Genomic DNA, 14,804 nt, shown 5'->3' on the forward strand with positions numbered 1-14,804 from the left:
TAAGTCAAATCGGCTGGTCAGCGGCCTATTTCGGCACATCTACCCGCTCGACCTGCCCCCCGAGCGCTTGCATCTGCTCGACGAACCTCGGGTAGCCGCGGTCGATGTGATAGACGTCGTGCACTTCGGTGACGCCATCAGCGACCAGGCCGGCGAGCACCAGACCCGCGCCCGCCCGGATGTCGGAAGACCAGACCGGCGCACTGGACAACCGCGGAATCCCGCGGACCACCGCGTGGTGACCGTCGGTCCGGGCGTCGGAGCCGAGCCGGATCATCTCCTCCACGAAACGAAACCGCGCCTCGAAGACATTCTCGGTGATCATCGACGTGCCGTCGGCGATGGCGGCCAGGCCGATGGCCATCGGCTGCAGATCGGTCGGGAAACCGGGAAACGGCAGTGTCGCGAAGTTCACCGCGCGGGGACGCTCGGCTTGTACAACGCGGAAACCGTTGGGCTCGTAGGAGATTCGCGCACCGGCCGAGCGCAACTTGTCCAGCACCAAGGCCAGATGCTTGGGGTTGACGCCGGTGACCCGGACATCACCGGTGGTCATCGCGGCGGCGATGCCCCAGGTGGCGGCGACGATACGGTCACCGATCACCCGGTGCGTGGTGGGCGAGAGGCTGTCGACGCCCTGCACGGTGAGCACCGAGGAACCGGCACCCTCGATCCGCGCACCCATCTGGACGAGCATGGTGCACAGGTCGACGATGTCGGGTTCGCGCGCCGCGTTGTCGATAACCGTCTCCCCCTCGGCCAGGACCGCGGCCATCAGGATGTTCTCCGTCGCACCCACCGACGGGAAGTCGAGGCGGATCCGCGCGCCCTGCAGCTTGTCGGCGCGAGCGACGACGCAACCGTGCTCGATCTCGCTGGTCGCGCCGAGTAGACGCAGCCCCGCTTGGTGCATATCGAGGGGACGCGAACCGATCGCGTCACCACCGGGCAGCGCCACCACGGCGCGCTTGCAGCGCGCCATCAGCGGACCGAGCACACAGACCGACGCGCGGAACTGGGTCACCGCGGGGAAATCCGCGTGGTACTTGGGTTCGGCGGGGGTCTCGATGGTCACCACCGAGTTGTCGCCGCCGACATCGTCGGAGATCGTCACATCGCAGCCGAGGCCGCGCAGCACCTCCGCCATCAGGGGGACATCGAGGATGTCCGGGCAGTTGGTGATGGTGGTCGTGCCCTCGGCCAGCAACGAGGCAGCCATCAGCTTCAGCACGCTGTTCTTCGCGCCGCCGACCGCGACCTCACCGACGAGTCGATTGCCGCCGGAGACCAGAAACCGTTCGCTCACCACGCCACCTTATCGACCGTCACGCGACAACACGCCCCCTGCCACGAAAGAACGGAAAACCAACCGATTCTCCGCGTAGGAGAGTCGCTTTCAGCGTGGCAGCCCGCCGCCGGGCTGCCACAGGACATCACCGGCGGGATTGGTGGCCCGGCTGAGGATGAACAGCAGGTCCGAGAGGCGGTTCAGATATTTCGCGGGCAACACACCGGTGTCGTCGGGGTGCGCTTCGACGGCCGCCCACGCGGATCGCTCGGCGCGCCGCACCACAGTGCGGGCTGTGTGCAACAACGCAGCCAATGGTGTACCGCCGGGCAGGATGAACGAATTCAGCGGTGCCAGACCGTCGTTGAACTCGTCGCACCACTTCTCCAGCCGGTCGATATAGGGCTGGGTGATGCGCAGCGGCGGGTACTTCGGCTCGTCGACAACCGGGGTGGACAGATCGGCGCCCGCGTCGAACAGATCGTTCTGGATCTGGAGCAGCACCGCGAGCACGCCGGGCTCGGGCGCACCGAGCGCCACCGCGACACCGAGGGCCGCGTTCGCTTCGTCGCAGTCGGCGTAGGCGATCAACCGCGGGTCGTTCTTCGCGACGCGCGAGAAATCGCTGAGGCCGGTTGTACCGTCGTCACCGGTGCGGGTGTAGATCCGGGTCAGGTGCACGCTCACGCGGGCCCTCCTCCACGAGTACGGCGGGCGCGATCGGACGGTCGCGACTCCACCCAGGACAGAAAAGCCGCCATCGAACCGCGATCGAGCGCGAGCTCGAAATTGCTGTGCGGATCGGTGACGGCTACCACCACGATGTCATCGCTCATGATGTCGAATTCGTCGCCCTGCGGTGATCGGCGCTCGACGATCTCGAGGCCCTGCCGATGCACCGTGGAGTCGGGTCCGAATTTCAGGCTGGTCAATTTGAAGAAGACGAGGCGATCCTCGTCGTAGCGAATGAGCCCGTGCCGCCAGCCTTGGCCACCGCGCGCGGGCAGTGCGCGTAGGAGTGCGGCCGTGCCCCCACGGCGCAACATCACCAGCCGGTAGGTCGAAGCACCGGCCACGAACACGAGCGTCAGCACCAGAATGATCAGGAGAACCATCCCGGTTTGCAATGCCGCACGCCCTTTCGCTCTTACCGGTGCCCAAGACACCCCCGCACAGATATTCAATCACGCCCACAACGGGGCGCTCCGGCCGGATCGTCCATCCCCACGAAAAAGCGGGACAAACAACTCTGCCGGCGAGAAACCGAAGTTCCTCGCCGGCAGAGCGTCGTACTACTGCGATCAGTCGGTGACGGTCGCTTCGACCGCACGCACCTGGCCCTGCGCCGCGCGCAGCTCCACGTCGGTGGCGCTCGCGTCGGCCAGCACCTTGCGTGCCGCGTCGACGTCGACCTCGCCCGCGAGTTCCGCGGACTCGGCCAGCACCCGCACGGTGTCGGCGGTGACCGAGAAGAAGCCGCCGTGCACCGCGGCGACGATCCGCTCACCGTCGGTCGACACGATCGAAACCGTGCCGCCCTCGACGAGCTGACCGAGCAGCGGCTCGTGGCCTGCCATGATGCCGATCTGACCCTCGGTGGTCTGCGCACTGACGAACGAAGCCTGGCCGGACCAGAGCTTGCGTTCGACAGCTACGAGATCAACTGTCATCTCCGCCATAGTGGACTACTTCCCGAGGATCTTCTTCGCGGCTGCCTCGACGTCGTCGAGACCACCGCAGGAGTTGAACGCCTGCTCCGGGTAGTGGTCGAACTCGCCCTTGCAGACACGGTCGAAGTCGTCGATGGTCTGCTCCAGCGGAACCACCGAGCCCGGCTGACCGGTGAACTTCTCGGCGACGATGAAGTTCTGACCGAGGAACTTCTCCAGGCGACGGGCGCGACCGACGAGGACCTTGTCCTCTTCGGAGAGCTCGTCCATGCCGAGGATGGCGATGATGTCCTGCAGTTCCTTGTACTTCTGCAGGATCCGCTTGACCTCGTTGGCAACCCGGAAGTGGCGCTCGCCGACGATCGAAGCCTCGAGGATACGAGAGGTCGAGGTCAGCGGGTCGACGGCCGGGTAGATGCCCTTCTGCGAGATCGGGCGCGAAAGCTCGGTCGTCGCGTCCAGGTGGGCGAAGGTGGTCGCCGGCGCCGGGTCGGTGTAGTCGTCGGCGGGGACGTAGATCGCCTGCAGCGAGGTGATCGAGCGACCCTTGGTCGAGGTGATGCGCTCCTGGAGCTGACCCATCTCGTCCGCCAGCGTCGGCTGGTAACCCACGGCCGAAGGCATGCGACCCAGCAGGGTCGAGACCTCGGAACCGGCCTGGGTGAAACGGAAGATGTTGTCGATGAAGAGCAGCACGTCCTGGCCCTTGACGTCGCGGAAGTACTCCGCCATCGTCAGCGCGGACAGGGCGACGCGCATACGCGTGCCCGGCGGCTCGTCCATCTGGCCGAAGACGAGGGCAGTGTCCTGCAGGACGCCCATCTCTTCCATTTCCAGGTGGAGGTCGGTGCCCTCACGAGTACGCTCACCGACGCCCGCGAACACCGAGGTGCCCGAGAACTCGCGAGCGATACGGGTGATCATCTCCTGGATCAGCACGGTCTTGCCGACACCGGCACCACCGAACAGACCGATCTTGCCGCCCTTGACGTACGGGGTCAGCAGGTCGATGACCTTGACGCCGGTCTCGAGGATCTCGGTCTTGCCCTCGAGCTGATCGAAGCTCGGCGGCTGCCGGTGGATGCCCCACTGCTCGCCGTCGCGGCCGAGGCCGGGAGAGTCGAGGCAGTCACCGAGGGCGTTGAACACGTGGCCCTTGACGACGTCGCCGACGGGCACCGAGATCGGCTTGCCGGTGTCGGTGACAGTCGCGCCACGGACCAGGCCGTCGGTCGGCTGCATCGAGATGGTGCGCACGATGTTGTCGCCGAGGTGCTGAGCGACCTCGAGGGTGAGGGTCTTGGCCACCGACGGGAGCTCGATGTCGGAGTTCAGAGCGTTGAACAGCTCGGGGATGGCGCCACGCGGGAACTCGACGTCCACGACGGGGCCGATGACACGGACGACGCGACCAGCGGTTTCGCCCGCCTTCTTCGCGTTGTCCTGAGTGACAGCTGCGGTCATTAGATTGGTTCTCTTCCTGCGCTTCTTAGTCGCGGTCCGAGCTCGACGCCAGCGCGTTGACGCCGCCGACGATTTCGCTGATTTCCTGCGTGATCTGGGCCTGACGCACCGAGTTCGCCTCGCGCTGGAGCACATTGGCCAGCTCGTTGGCGTTATCGGTCGCCGCCTTCATTGCGGTGCGCCGAGCCGCGGACTCGGATGCCGCTGCCTCGAGCAACGATGCGTAGATACGCGTGTTGATGTACTTGGGCAGCAGAGCCCCGAGCAACACATCTGCGTCCGGCTCGAACTCGTACTGTGCCGTGGCCACCGCGTTCGGCGAGTCCGACATCATGTCGTCGCCGAGCTCGTAGTTCTCGTCGACGAAGCTGACCTGGATCGGCGCCAGGCGACGTACCTCCGGGCTCTGGGTCAGCATCGACACGAACTTGGTGTACACGATGTGCAGTTCGTCGACGCCCGCGATGGTTCCGGTGCCGTCCAGCGAGGGGACCTCGCTCTCGGAGCCGGCCATGAAGGCCTCGACCAGGTGCTGGCACGCGGCCGACGCGTCGGTGTACTTGGGCTGCTGAGAGAAGCCGGTCCACGACGCCTGGAACGGACGGTTGCGGAACCGGTAGTACGTCAGGCCCTTGCTGCCCATCACGTACAGAACGGGTTCCTTGCCGTCGTTACGCAGCGAGGTCATGAGCTCCTCGGCACGCTTGAGCACGTTCGAGTTGTAGCCACCGCACATACCGCTGTCACTGGTGATCACCAGGACAGCGGCCCGACGAGCGTTGGGACGCTCGGTCAGCAGCGGGTGTGACAGGTTCTTCGAAGCGCTCGCCAGTTCACCGAGGACCTTGGTGATCTCCTCGGCGTACGGCTTGGCAGCCGCCACCCTGGCCTGGGCCTTGGAAATTCGCGAGGTCGCGATCAGTTCCTGAGCCTTGGTGATCTTCTTGATCGAATTCACACCACGAATGCGGGAGCGCAATTCGCGCAAACTTGCCACTAGCGGTTCACACTCCCTTCATTCGCCAGATCGGAAATTGCCGACATCATGACCCGGCTTACTTGTCGACGTGCTTGCGGGTGACCGACAGCGACTCGACCTCTTCGTGGTCCAGCTCGCCCGCGGCGGCCTCGTTCACGATGCGATTGCCGTCCGAATCGAGGAAGCCCTGCTTGAACTTGTCGGTTTCGGCCTTGATCGCGTCGGCGGCCTCGCCGCCGAGCGGCTTCTTGCCACCCTCGAGCGCGTCGAACGAGGACTGGGTCGCACCGTGCAGGTACTCCAGCAGCTCGTTGGTGAAGCGACGCACGTCGCCGACCGGCACCGACTCGTAGTAACCGGCGTCGACCAGGAAGATCGAGACGACCTGATCCTCGACCGAGACCGGGGCGTACTGGTCCTGCTTGAGCAGCTCGACCCAGCGGGCGCCACGCTCGAGCTGTGCCAGCGACACGGCGTCGAGGTCGGAAGCGAAGGCGGAGAACGCCTCCAGCTCGCGATACTGCGCCATTTCCAGACGCAGCGAACCGGCGACCTTCTTCATGGCCTTGGTCTGCGCGGCGCCACCGACACGGGAGACCGAGGTACCGACGTTGATCGCCGGGCGGACGCCCTTGTTGAACAGGTCGGACTCGAGGAAGACCTGGCCGTCGGTGATGGAGATGACGTTGGTCGGAATGAACGCCGAGACGTCGTTGGCCTTGGTCTCGATGATCGGCAGACCGGTCATCGAGCCCGCGCCCATGGCGTCGGACAGCTTGCCGCAACGCTCCAGCAGGCGAGAGTGCAGGTAGAAGACGTCACCGGGGTACGCCTCGCGGCCCGGCGGACGACGCAGCAGCAGCGAGATGGCGCGGTACGCCTCGGCCTGCTTGGTCAGGTCGTCGAACACGATGAGGACGTGCTTGCCCTGGTACATCCAGTGCTGGCCGATGGCCGAACCGGTGTACGGAGCCAGCCACTTGAAGCCGGCGGAATCCGACGCAGGGGCCGCCACAATCGTGGTGTACTCCATCGCGCCGTGCTCCTCGAGCGCGGTCTTGACGCCCGCGATGGTGGAGCCCTTCTGGCCGATCGCGACGTAGATGCAGCGAACCTGCTTGTCGGCGTCGCCGGACTCCCAGTTCGCCTTCTGGTTCAGGATCGCGTCGATCGCGACGGCGGTCTTGCCCGTCTTGCGGTCGCCGATGATCAGCTGACGCTGACCACGGCCGATGGCGGTCAGCGCGTCGATCGCGGTGATGCCGGTGGCGAGCGGCTCTTCGACCGGCTGACGTTCCAGCACGGTCGCGGCCTGCAGCTCCAGCACGCGGCGCTCGTCGCTCTCGATCTCGCCCAGGCCGTCGATCGGCTGGCCGAGCGGGTTGACGACGCGACCGAGGAACTTGTCACCCACGGGGACGGAGAGCACGTCGCCGGTGCGACGGACCTGCTGGCCCTCTTCCAGCGAGGCGTACTCGCCGAGGATGACGGCACCGATCTCGGTGTCCTCGAGGTTCAGCGCGACGCCGAGAACCCCGCCGGGGAACTCGAGCAGCTCGTTGGCCATCGCCGAAGGCAGACCGCTGACGTGCGCGATACCGTCGCCGGTATCGGTCACGAGGCCGACTTCTTCGATGGAGGTTTCCGGGGTGTAGCTCTGGGTGTAGCTCTCGATCGCGCTACGGATCTCGTCGGAGGAGATCGTCAGCTCCGCCATGTTGTTCCTGCTCTCGCTGTGGTCTCGAATGTCGGGGGGCGGAAAATACTGCGAAGAACTGCCCTTTTCAGGACAGTGCCCGGCGCAGCTTCTCCAGTCGGCCGGTGGCGCTGCCGTCGATCACGTCGTCTCCGACGCGGACGACGACGCCGCTCAGCAGCGTCGGGTCGACCTGCACGTGCACGGTGACCGCCTTGCCGTAGATCCGCTGCAGGGAAGCCGACAGCTTCTCCTTCTGCGAACCGGTCAGCTCGACCGCCGAGTGCGCGTGGGCGACGATCTGGTCACGACGGGCCGCCGCCAGATCGGACAGGGCGTCGAGGGCGACGCCGATGTTGTTGGTCCGCAGGCGGGTCACCGCCTGCTCGGCCAGCGCCAGAGTGACCGGCTCGACCTTGCCGGTGAGCAGCCGCTCGATCAGTTCGCGCCGCGCCGCGGCGGGCTTGCCGTGATCGGAGAGGGCCTGCTCCAGCTGCGGGTTGTCGTCGACGATGCGTCCGAGCCGGAACAGCTCGTCCTCCACCGCGTCCTGTCGGCCACCGACGGCAGCCGACTCCAGCAGAGCCTCCTGCCCGAGCAGCACCAGGGTGTCGACCAGATCGCGGGTGCGTGACCAGTTCTGCGCCACCGCGGTGGTCAGCACTGCCAGCGTGGCAATGCTGACCTTGCCGCCGAAGACCCGCTCACTGAGTTCAGCGCGCGCCGAACCCGGCACCGAGGCGTCCGCGAGCGCCACACGCAGCGAACGCTGGTCGTCCAGCACGGCGACAACGGCGAACAGTTCCGACCCCGTTGTGGCCGCAACAGTTTCGCTTCCGGTCAGAGCGACCCGAAGCGCCTCGCGAGACCGGGTACTGGCCTCGCGGCTCGCTGCGTACATGCTTCTCACTTTCGCGTCGCTACCTTCCGGCCCCAATGCCAGCGCCAGTCTCGGTGGCGTCGAGTTCACTGAGGAACTTGTCGATCGACGCCGCCTGCTTGGCTTCGTCCGAAACAGACTGACCGATGATCTTCTCGGCCAGGTCGACGGCCGTACGGCCGACCTCGGAACGCAGCTCCGTCAGGATCTGCTGGCGCTGGGCTTCCAGCTGGGAGTGACCGGCGGCGACGATGCGGTCGCTTTCGGCCTGGGCATCCGTGCGCATCTGCGCGAGGATCTGCTGACCCTGGGTGCGTGCTTCCTCACGGATGCGCGCGGCCTCGAGCCGGGCGTCGGCCAGCTGCTGCTGGTACTGCTCCAGCGTGTGCTGTGCCTCGACCTGGGCTGCTTCGGCCCTGGCGATACCGCCTTCGATCTTGTCCGTGCGCTCTTCGAGTGTCTTGGTCACACGCGGGATCACGTATTTCCAGAAGAGCACGCCGATGACGAGGACGCAGACGATCGACCAGACGATGTCGTACGTTTCGGGAACGAGAGGATTCACATCCTCTCCACCCTCAGCTGCGAGCGTGATGAGTTCGCGCATCGGAATCAGAAGATGAAGCCGGCGACGAGGCCGATCAGCGCCAGGGCCTCGGTGAACGCGATACCGAGGAACATGGTGGTACGGATCTGGCCGGACAGCTCGGGCTGGCGAGCGATGCCCTCGATGGCCTTACCGACGACGATACCCACGCCGATGCCGGGGCCGATCGCGGCCAGACCGTAGCCGATGGCGCCGAAGCCCTTGAAGGTGCTCTCGGTGTTCGCGGCTTCCTGGGCCAGGTAAGCGAGGCTCATGAATCTTTCCCTTTCTGTTGCTCACCCGCCGGTCGGCGTGTGTAGCAGGTTTCCGGTAGTTGTTTCAGTCAGGTCAGTGGTCGGCAGCGTGCTGTGCTTCGCCGATGTACACGGCGGCCAGCAGCGCGAAGACGTAGGCCTGCAGGCCGATGACCAGCAGCTCGAAGAGCGTGAAGCCGATGCCGGCGAGCAGCGAGAAGGGCGAGAAGACCTTCATCCATGCGGTGGCGTCGAACAGGAAGAACCAGGTCGCGCTGAAGAACAGCACCAGCATGATGTGGCCGGCCAGCATGTTGGCCATGAGTCGCACGGTGAGCGTGAACGGGCGCAGGATGAACGTCGAGATGAACTCGATCGGGATCAGCAGCACGTGCAGGGCGACCGGGACATCGGGGACAACGATGCTGTGGCGGATGTAGGAGAAGAACCCGTACTTCCGGATGCCGACGAAGTTGTAGGTGATGTAGACGATCGCGGCCAGCACCAGCGGCATGCCGATGCGCGCATTGGACGAGATGTTCAATCCCGGAATCACACCGGAGAAGTTCAGGAACAGAACAGTGAAGAAGATCGTGGCCAGCAACGGCAGGAACTTCTTACCGTTTTCCTTACCGAGTACTTCGTCGGCGATCTGCTCCTTGACGAAAACCACACCGGCTTCCATCACGTTCTGCAGGCCGCGCGGCACGATCTTCGGTGCGCGGAAAGCCAGCACGAACACGATCACCACAACGGCGGTCATCAACAGGCGGACCAGCATCAGACGATCGAGTTCGAACGGCGTACCCTCGAACAGCACTGCTGGAGGGAAGAAGTCGGACAGCGATGGCGCGTGGAACTCGCCCGCCGCCAAAGTGATGACGCTCAGCGTTCTCTCCCGTGTTCGGGCCGCGGGTACGACGGTCATTCCCGCGGTTCGATCGGACATTGACGATCAATGGGGTCGACTCTGGTCGGCTCGAAATTCGACAGCGGCTCGTACGGTGTAACCCGTATCGGCTTCTGTTCGGGCGTCGGCGACATCGTCGACATGCTTCAACCGGGCACATTCCACCCGGATCGGCAGTAAGCATAGCGGCACCGGGTGGGATCGTTATGATCCCCCCTGGTAACTCGAGGCATTGCCCCGAATTGGTCGGGCCGAGCCTCTAGCTTGGGTGCTTGCTTACCAACACTTTACCAAGCTATCTACGACAGTGTGTAGCTGGGTGGGATTATTCCTGCTCGGACGCCGTTTCGCTGTCTCCCGCGCGTGTCGTGACGTACGGAACCTTTTGGCTCACAACGCCGTACGTCTCGGCCCCGAGGACGATCAGCAGGGCTCCTACCACCGTAAAGAACAGCGCGGGCCTGCTGTAGAAGTCGAACTGGTTGAGCACGACGATCACCAGCAGTGCCACCAGCATCTTGCCGACCCAGCTGACCAGCATCACCGCACCGGCCATGGTCGGCGGCAGCTTCGCGCCGAGCAGTACCGCGACGACCGTGGTGAGGATGAATCCGCCACCGATCGCCGCGCCGAGCAGCGCGCCCCACAGTCCGGCCGTCCCGGCCACCGCGGAGGCGATCGCCACCGAGACGACGACGAGCACGCCGAGGCCGATCAGGCCGTAGCGCAACGCGGCGCGCAGAGGAGCGTCGGGGCCTGGCACGGTTTCGGGTGTAAAGCTCACGGCCCGAACTTTACCTTGCGGGCCGAACTCAGTGCTGCGTCGACTCCGACCTGCGCACGGACGGGATCGCGGTCACTACCAGCGCGAACACCAATCCGCCCGCCACCAGCAGAACAACGAGGCGCCGATCCATCAGGGAAGTTCCCACCGCGCCGAACGCGAGTACGCCGACCCATAAATAGATCAGCAAGACCACGCGCCGGTGCGAATGTCCGATCTGGAGCAATCGGTGGTGCAGATGCATTTTGTCCGGTGTGGAAAAACTCACGCCGGCGCGAACCCGGCGCACGATCGCCAGCAACAGGTCGAGCACCGGAATGAACATCACCGCGCCGACCAGCAACAGCGGCGAGAGCAAACCGACAATGTCGCGCGGGCCGTAACCCTGTAGCGGAATTCGGCCGGAGGCGCCGGTGGATACCGCGGCCAGGATCAAACCGATCATCATCGAGCCGGTATCGCCCATGAATATTCGGGCGGGCGAGAAATTGTGCGGCAGAAATCCGAGGCAGGCGCCGGCCAGCGCGGCGGCCAGCAACGCGGGCGGATAGGTATCGACCGAACCGCCCTGGTCGTAGAGCAAACCGATGGAGAACACGAATACCGCGGTCGCGCAGATCAAACCGAGACCGGCGGCGAGGCCGTCCAAACCGTCGACGAAGTTCATCGCGTTCACCAGGGTGACGGTGATGCCGACGGTGACCAGACCGCCCTGCAACGCGTCGAGCACCACGGTGGTGTCGTTGAACGGGTTGTAGATCACGTACCAGCTCAGACCCATCACGGCCATGACGCCCGCCGCGGTGATCTGACCGACGAATTTGGTGAGCGCGTCCAGCCCCCAGCGGTCGTCGACGACACCGACCGCCACGATGATCGTCGCGGCGACCAGCACCGCCGGGATGTCCGGGGCGTAGTCGAAACCTCTTCGCAGCGCGGGCAATTGGTGCGCGAACAATACCGCGGCGACGACGCCGATATACATGCCGACACCACCCATCCGCGGTACCGGCTTCACATGCACATCGCGCTCACGTGGCACCGCCACCGCGCCGAACGCGATGGCGAGCACCCGCACACCTCCGGTGGCCAGGAAGGTCACCGTGGCGGAGACGAGCAGCACGAGCAGTAGCTCGCGCAGGGGAACGACTGAACTCATCAGCGGCGTGCGATCACCGCTGCGCGGAGCTGATCAGGGCTTGCGGCGCCATCCCGAGCACCTCCGCGATTTCGGCCACCGACACAGCACCCTCCCGCAACACCCGCGGCTGATCCGCGGTGAGATCGACGATTGTCGAGGCCACGGCGTGTTCGGCCGGGCCACCGTCGAGATAGACGCTCGCCAGCGAGCCCAGCTGCTCACGCGCCTGCGCGGCGGTGGTCGCGGGCGGCTGACCCGACACGTTGGCGCTCGACACCGCCAACGGCCCGACCTCACGCAGCAATTCCAACGCCACCGGATGCAGCGGCATCCGCAACATCACCGTGCCGCGGGTATCCCCGAGATCCCACGCCAGCGAGGGCGCGGCCTGCACGACAAGGCTCAGCGCGCCGGGCCAGAATGCGCGAATCAGGTCACGCGCCTGCGGGCGTACCGAGAAAACCAGACCGTCGATCGTGTGCCACGACCCGACGAGCACCGGTACCGGCATATCCCGTCCGCGCCGCTTGGCGGCCAGTAGATCGCTCACCGCGGCGGAGTCGAACGCGTCGGCGGCGAGGCCGTAGAGCGTGTCGGTCGGCATCACGACCAGCCGACCGGACTTCAACGCACTGGTGGCCGCCGTAATTCCCGCGGCGCGCGCGTCGCTCTCGGCACAGTCATAGACGGTACTCACGCTGTTCCGCCTCTCCGAATATTTAGCCGGTCTTAGGTGCGGCAAGAGTGTAGCTCTCGAACCCGCGGTCGGATCTAGGGGGACTTTCCCGCCCCCGCGCGACTCGAGCCGGATCTCGATGCGAGGCGATGCGCGTCAGCGGCTGGACGACGGTCACGCCCATACCCGGCGAGTTACCCGTATGGGTAGGCGATCAGGCGCTCCGTGAGTGCTCGAAGTGTGCCGCGAAGGTCGGCATCGGGCCGACCACAGGATTCGTCCGTAGCCACGGTTTGCCAGGTTGCGCCTCGGCTGAGCTGGTTCACCATCGGCAGACGCAGCGACGATCGGATTCGATCACAGCCCGCGGCGGCGAGCGACTACGAAGCGGGGTTTGCCCGCGAGGTCGGGATGTTCGGCGATGTCGACGAAGTCGGCTGCCGCGAGGATGGCCGCTACTCCCCCGCCGTTGGTGTCGTCGTGTTCGATGGCGGTCGCGCCAGCGGGACGCAGCAGACGGGCGAGCGGGGCGACCATCGCCCGAATGACATCGAGGCCGTCCGGGCCGCCGAAGAGGGCACGGTGGGGGTCGTGGTCGGCTACCTCGGGGTCGAGGATCGCGGCCTCGGGGATATAGGGCGGGTTGGCGACGACCAAGTCGACGCGGCCCGTCAGCGGGGTGAGCAGGGCCGGGTCGGTGACGTCGGCGGCGTGCAGGGTGACCGGGGTGTCGCCCGCGGCGATGCGGGTGTCGGCGTTGCGGCGAGCCCAGGTGAAGGCGTCGGCGTCGAGCTCGACGGCGTGGACCTCGGCGTCGGGGCGGGCGTGGGCGATGGCCAGGGCCAGCGCGCCCGAGCCGGTGCACAGGTCGACGACGATCGGCGCGTGATCGCGCGGCAGGGTCGCGAGGTAGGCCAGCGCCCAGGCGAACAGCAGTTCGGTCTCGGGGCGTGGGACGAACACACCGGGGCCGACGGCGAGGTCGATCTCACCCATCGCGGCCGTTCCGGTCAAGTGCTGCAAGGGAATTCGCGCGGCGCGCTGCTCGATCAGCGCGCGATACCGGTCAGCGATCTCGGGCTCGACCATCGGGATCAGCGCCAGCCGCATGCGTTCGGTGCCGAGCAGGTGGGCGGCCAAGCTCTCCGCGTCGGGCATCGGCGAGCCGACGCCCGCTTCGGCCAGCCGGGCGGCCGCTTCGACGATCAGCGGGCGCAGCGGGAGTCGTTCGATCACCGGGTCCCCCCGGCGCCCGGGCACTGGCCGCCGCCGCCATTCGGCACGATCGCGCGCCCGATGACCACGCGGGTTGCCGCCGAACACCGCACGTCGACTACTCGGCGGCCATGCGCGCGTCGCGATCCGCCTTGCCGAGCGCGTCGAGCAGCGGATCGAGATCACCGTCGAGCACCGCGTCGAGGTTGTGCGATTTGAACCCGATGCGGTGATCGGCGATCCGGTTCTCCGGGAAGTTGTAGGTGCGGATCCGCTCCGAGCGGTCGACCGTGCGGATCTGGCTGGCGCGACCGGCCGCGGCTTCCTGGTCGGCCTGCTCCTCGGCCAGTGCCTGCAATCGGGCGGCGAGCACCTGCATGGCCCGCGCCTTGTTCTGCAGCTGGGAGCGTTCGTTCTGGCAGGTCACCACGATGCCGGAGGGCAGGTGGGTGATGCGGACGGCGGAGTCGGTGGTGTTGACGCCCTGGCCGCCCTTGCCCGAGGACCGGTACACATCGATGCGCAGGTCGGTCTCGTCGATCTGCACCTGCTCGACCTCGTCGGGCTCGGGGTAGATCAGCACGCCTGCGGCCGAGGTGTGGATGCGGCCCTGCGATTCGGTCACCGGCACGCGCTGCACCCGGTGCACCCCGCCCTCGAACTTGAATCGCGACCACACGCCGTCGCGCGCGGCGTCCTTGCTCTTGATCGACAACGTCGCGTCCTTGTACCCGCCCAGGTCGGAATAGGTGACGTCGAGCGTCTCCACCTTCCACCCGTGCCGCTCGGCGTAGCGGATGTACATGCGCGCCAGATCCGCCGCGAACAGCGCGGATTCCTCGCCGCCCTCGCCGGACTTCACCTCGAGCACCACGTCGTCCCCGTCGTGCGGGTCGCGCGGAGCGAGCAGGTCGGCCAGCGCCTGCTCCAGCTCCACCAGCTGCGTCTCCAGCCCCGGCACCTCCGCGGCGAACGAGGCATCGTCGGAGGCCAGCTCACGGGCGGCTTCCAGATCGTCACGCACGGTCTCGAGCTTGCGATATGTGCTCATCACCGGCGCCAACTCCGCGAACCGCTTCCCCACCCGCCGCGCCGCCCCCGCGTCGTTGTGCAACGACGGATCAGCGAGCTGAGCCTCGAGGCCCGAGTACTCGGCGAGAACATCGTCGATGGCCGAAGGGGCCGTCTGATCGGCCATGCGTTGAGCTCCTACTGGAAGGGTCGAGACGGGATATCTCTCAGGCCGAAGGCCGTTTCTCGG

At 66.2% G+C, this 14,804-nt stretch carries 16 protein-coding genes; all 16 read right to left on the bottom strand.

The window, feature by feature from the left end; genetic code table 11:
- Window positions 1-25: 25 nt before the first annotated feature.
- Window positions 26-1,306: a UDP-N-acetylglucosamine 1-carboxyvinyltransferase gene (gene murA, locus NA12_RS07265; RefSeq protein WP_067447679.1), complete on the bottom strand. Its 1,281-nt coding sequence runs from the start codon at window positions 1,304-1,306 to the stop codon at window positions 26-28.
- 90 nt (window positions 1,307-1,396) lie between these two features.
- Entirely contained in the window at window positions 1,397-1,975 is a 579-nt protein-coding gene (locus NA12_RS07270) for a cob(I)yrinic acid a,c-diamide adenosyltransferase (RefSeq protein WP_067447655.1), read from the bottom strand.
- The gene (locus tag NA12_RS07275) at window positions 1,972-2,403 is read right to left on the bottom strand and encodes a DUF2550 domain-containing protein (protein WP_067447656.1); all 432 of its coding nucleotides are present in this window, start codon (window positions 2,401-2,403) and stop codon (window positions 1,972-1,974) included. The genes NA12_RS07270 and NA12_RS07275 overlap by 4 nt, the downstream gene beginning before the upstream one ends.
- Window positions 2,404-2,589: 186 nt before the next feature.
- Window positions 2,590-2,967, bottom strand: coding sequence for a F0F1 ATP synthase subunit epsilon (locus NA12_RS07280; RefSeq protein WP_067447658.1), 378 nt, complete (start codon window positions 2,965-2,967; stop codon window positions 2,590-2,592).
- A 6-nt stretch (window positions 2,968-2,973) separates the two neighbouring features.
- Window positions 2,974-4,422, bottom strand: coding sequence for a F0F1 ATP synthase subunit beta (gene atpD / locus NA12_RS07285; protein WP_067447661.1), 1,449 nt, complete (start codon window positions 4,420-4,422; stop codon window positions 2,974-2,976).
- A gap of 25 nt (window positions 4,423-4,447) precedes the next feature.
- A complete protein-coding gene (locus NA12_RS07290) occupies window positions 4,448-5,419 on the bottom strand; it encodes a F0F1 ATP synthase subunit gamma (RefSeq protein WP_067447663.1) in 972 nt (323 codons plus the stop codon).
- A 58-nt stretch (window positions 5,420-5,477) separates the two neighbouring features.
- Window positions 5,478-7,118, bottom strand: coding sequence for a F0F1 ATP synthase subunit alpha (gene atpA, locus NA12_RS07295; protein WP_067447665.1), 1,641 nt, complete (start codon window positions 7,116-7,118; stop codon window positions 5,478-5,480).
- 67 nt (window positions 7,119-7,185) lie between these two features.
- Complete coding sequence (locus tag NA12_RS07300) at window positions 7,186-7,998, bottom strand: F0F1 ATP synthase subunit delta (protein WP_067447667.1); 813 nt, start codon at window positions 7,996-7,998, stop codon at window positions 7,186-7,188.
- A 19-nt stretch (window positions 7,999-8,017) separates the two neighbouring features.
- On the bottom strand, window positions 8,018-8,584 hold the full coding sequence (locus NA12_RS07305; protein WP_067447669.1) for a F0F1 ATP synthase subunit B: 567 nt from the start codon (window positions 8,582-8,584) through the stop codon (window positions 8,018-8,020).
- A 5-nt stretch (window positions 8,585-8,589) separates the two neighbouring features.
- A complete protein-coding gene (locus NA12_RS07310; protein ID WP_067447672.1) occupies window positions 8,590-8,838 on the bottom strand; it encodes an ATP synthase F0 subunit C in 249 nt (82 codons plus the stop codon).
- Window positions 8,839-8,911: 73 nt separating this feature from the next.
- Window positions 8,912-9,745 carry a F0F1 ATP synthase subunit A gene (atpB, locus tag NA12_RS07315; RefSeq protein ID WP_132370195.1) on the bottom strand — a complete coding sequence of 278 codons (834 nt, stop codon included), beginning with the start codon at window positions 9,743-9,745 and terminating at the stop codon, window positions 8,912-8,914.
- Between the two features lie 307 nt (window positions 9,746-10,052).
- Complete coding sequence (locus NA12_RS07320) at window positions 10,053-10,511, bottom strand: Cg1360 family ATP-synthase-associated protein (RefSeq protein WP_056817905.1); 459 nt, start codon at window positions 10,509-10,511, stop codon at window positions 10,053-10,055.
- A gap of 28 nt (window positions 10,512-10,539) precedes the next feature.
- On the bottom strand, window positions 10,540-11,670 hold the full coding sequence (locus NA12_RS07325; RefSeq protein ID WP_067447673.1) for an MraY family glycosyltransferase: 1,131 nt from the start codon (window positions 11,668-11,670) through the stop codon (window positions 10,540-10,542).
- A 13-nt stretch (window positions 11,671-11,683) separates the two neighbouring features.
- On the bottom strand, window positions 11,684-12,349 hold the full coding sequence (locus tag NA12_RS07330; protein WP_067447675.1) for an L-threonylcarbamoyladenylate synthase: 666 nt from the start codon (window positions 12,347-12,349) through the stop codon (window positions 11,684-11,686).
- A gap of 336 nt (window positions 12,350-12,685) precedes the next feature.
- Window positions 12,686-13,561, bottom strand: coding sequence for a peptide chain release factor N(5)-glutamine methyltransferase (prmC, locus tag NA12_RS07335; RefSeq protein ID WP_067447683.1), 876 nt, complete (start codon window positions 13,559-13,561; stop codon window positions 12,686-12,688).
- Between the two features lie 100 nt (window positions 13,562-13,661).
- The gene (gene prfA, locus NA12_RS07340) at window positions 13,662-14,741 is read right to left on the bottom strand and encodes a peptide chain release factor 1 (RefSeq protein WP_067447677.1); all 1,080 of its coding nucleotides are present in this window, start codon (window positions 14,739-14,741) and stop codon (window positions 13,662-13,664) included.
- Between the last annotated feature and the right edge of the window lie 63 nt (window positions 14,742-14,804).

Source organism: Nocardia alba NBRC 108234 (assembly GCF_001612665.1).
GTDB classification, from domain to species: domain Bacteria; phylum Actinomycetota; class Actinomycetes; order Mycobacteriales; family Mycobacteriaceae; genus Nocardia; species Nocardia alba.

Bases quoted from the DNA above. Each gene is read 5' to 3' on its own strand.
- NA12_RS07310 (WP_067447672.1), bottom strand. From the start codon at position 8,838: ATGAGCCTCGCTTACCTGGCCCAGGAAGCCGCGAACACCGAGAGCACC.
- prfA (WP_067447677.1), bottom strand. From the start codon at position 14,741: ATGGCCGATCAGACGGCCCCTTCGGCCATCGACGATGTTCTCGCCGAG.
- NA12_RS07280 (WP_067447658.1), bottom strand. From the start codon at position 2,967: ATGGCGGAGATGACAGTTGATCTCGTAGCTGTCGAACGCAAGCTCTGG.
- NA12_RS07275 (WP_067447656.1), bottom strand. From the start codon at position 2,403: ATGGTTCTCCTGATCATTCTGGTGCTGACGCTCGTGTTCGTGGCCGGT.
- NA12_RS07325 (WP_067447673.1), bottom strand. From the start codon at position 11,670: ATGAGTTCAGTCGTTCCCCTGCGCGAGCTACTGCTCGTGCTGCTCGTC.
- NA12_RS07300 (WP_067447667.1), bottom strand. From the start codon at position 7,998: ATGTACGCAGCGAGCCGCGAGGCCAGTACCCGGTCTCGCGAGGCGCTT.
- atpA (WP_067447665.1), bottom strand. From the start codon at position 7,118: ATGGCGGAGCTGACGATCTCCTCCGACGAGATCCGTAGCGCGATCGAG.
- NA12_RS07305 (WP_067447669.1), bottom strand. From the start codon at position 8,584: ATGCGCGAACTCATCACGCTCGCAGCTGAGGGTGGAGAGGATGTGAAT.
- atpD (WP_067447661.1), bottom strand. From the start codon at position 4,422: ATGACCGCAGCTGTCACTCAGGACAACGCGAAGAAGGCGGGCGAAACC.
- atpB (WP_132370195.1), bottom strand. From the start codon at position 9,745: ATGACCGTCGTACCCGCGGCCCGAACACGGGAGAGAACGCTGAGCGTC.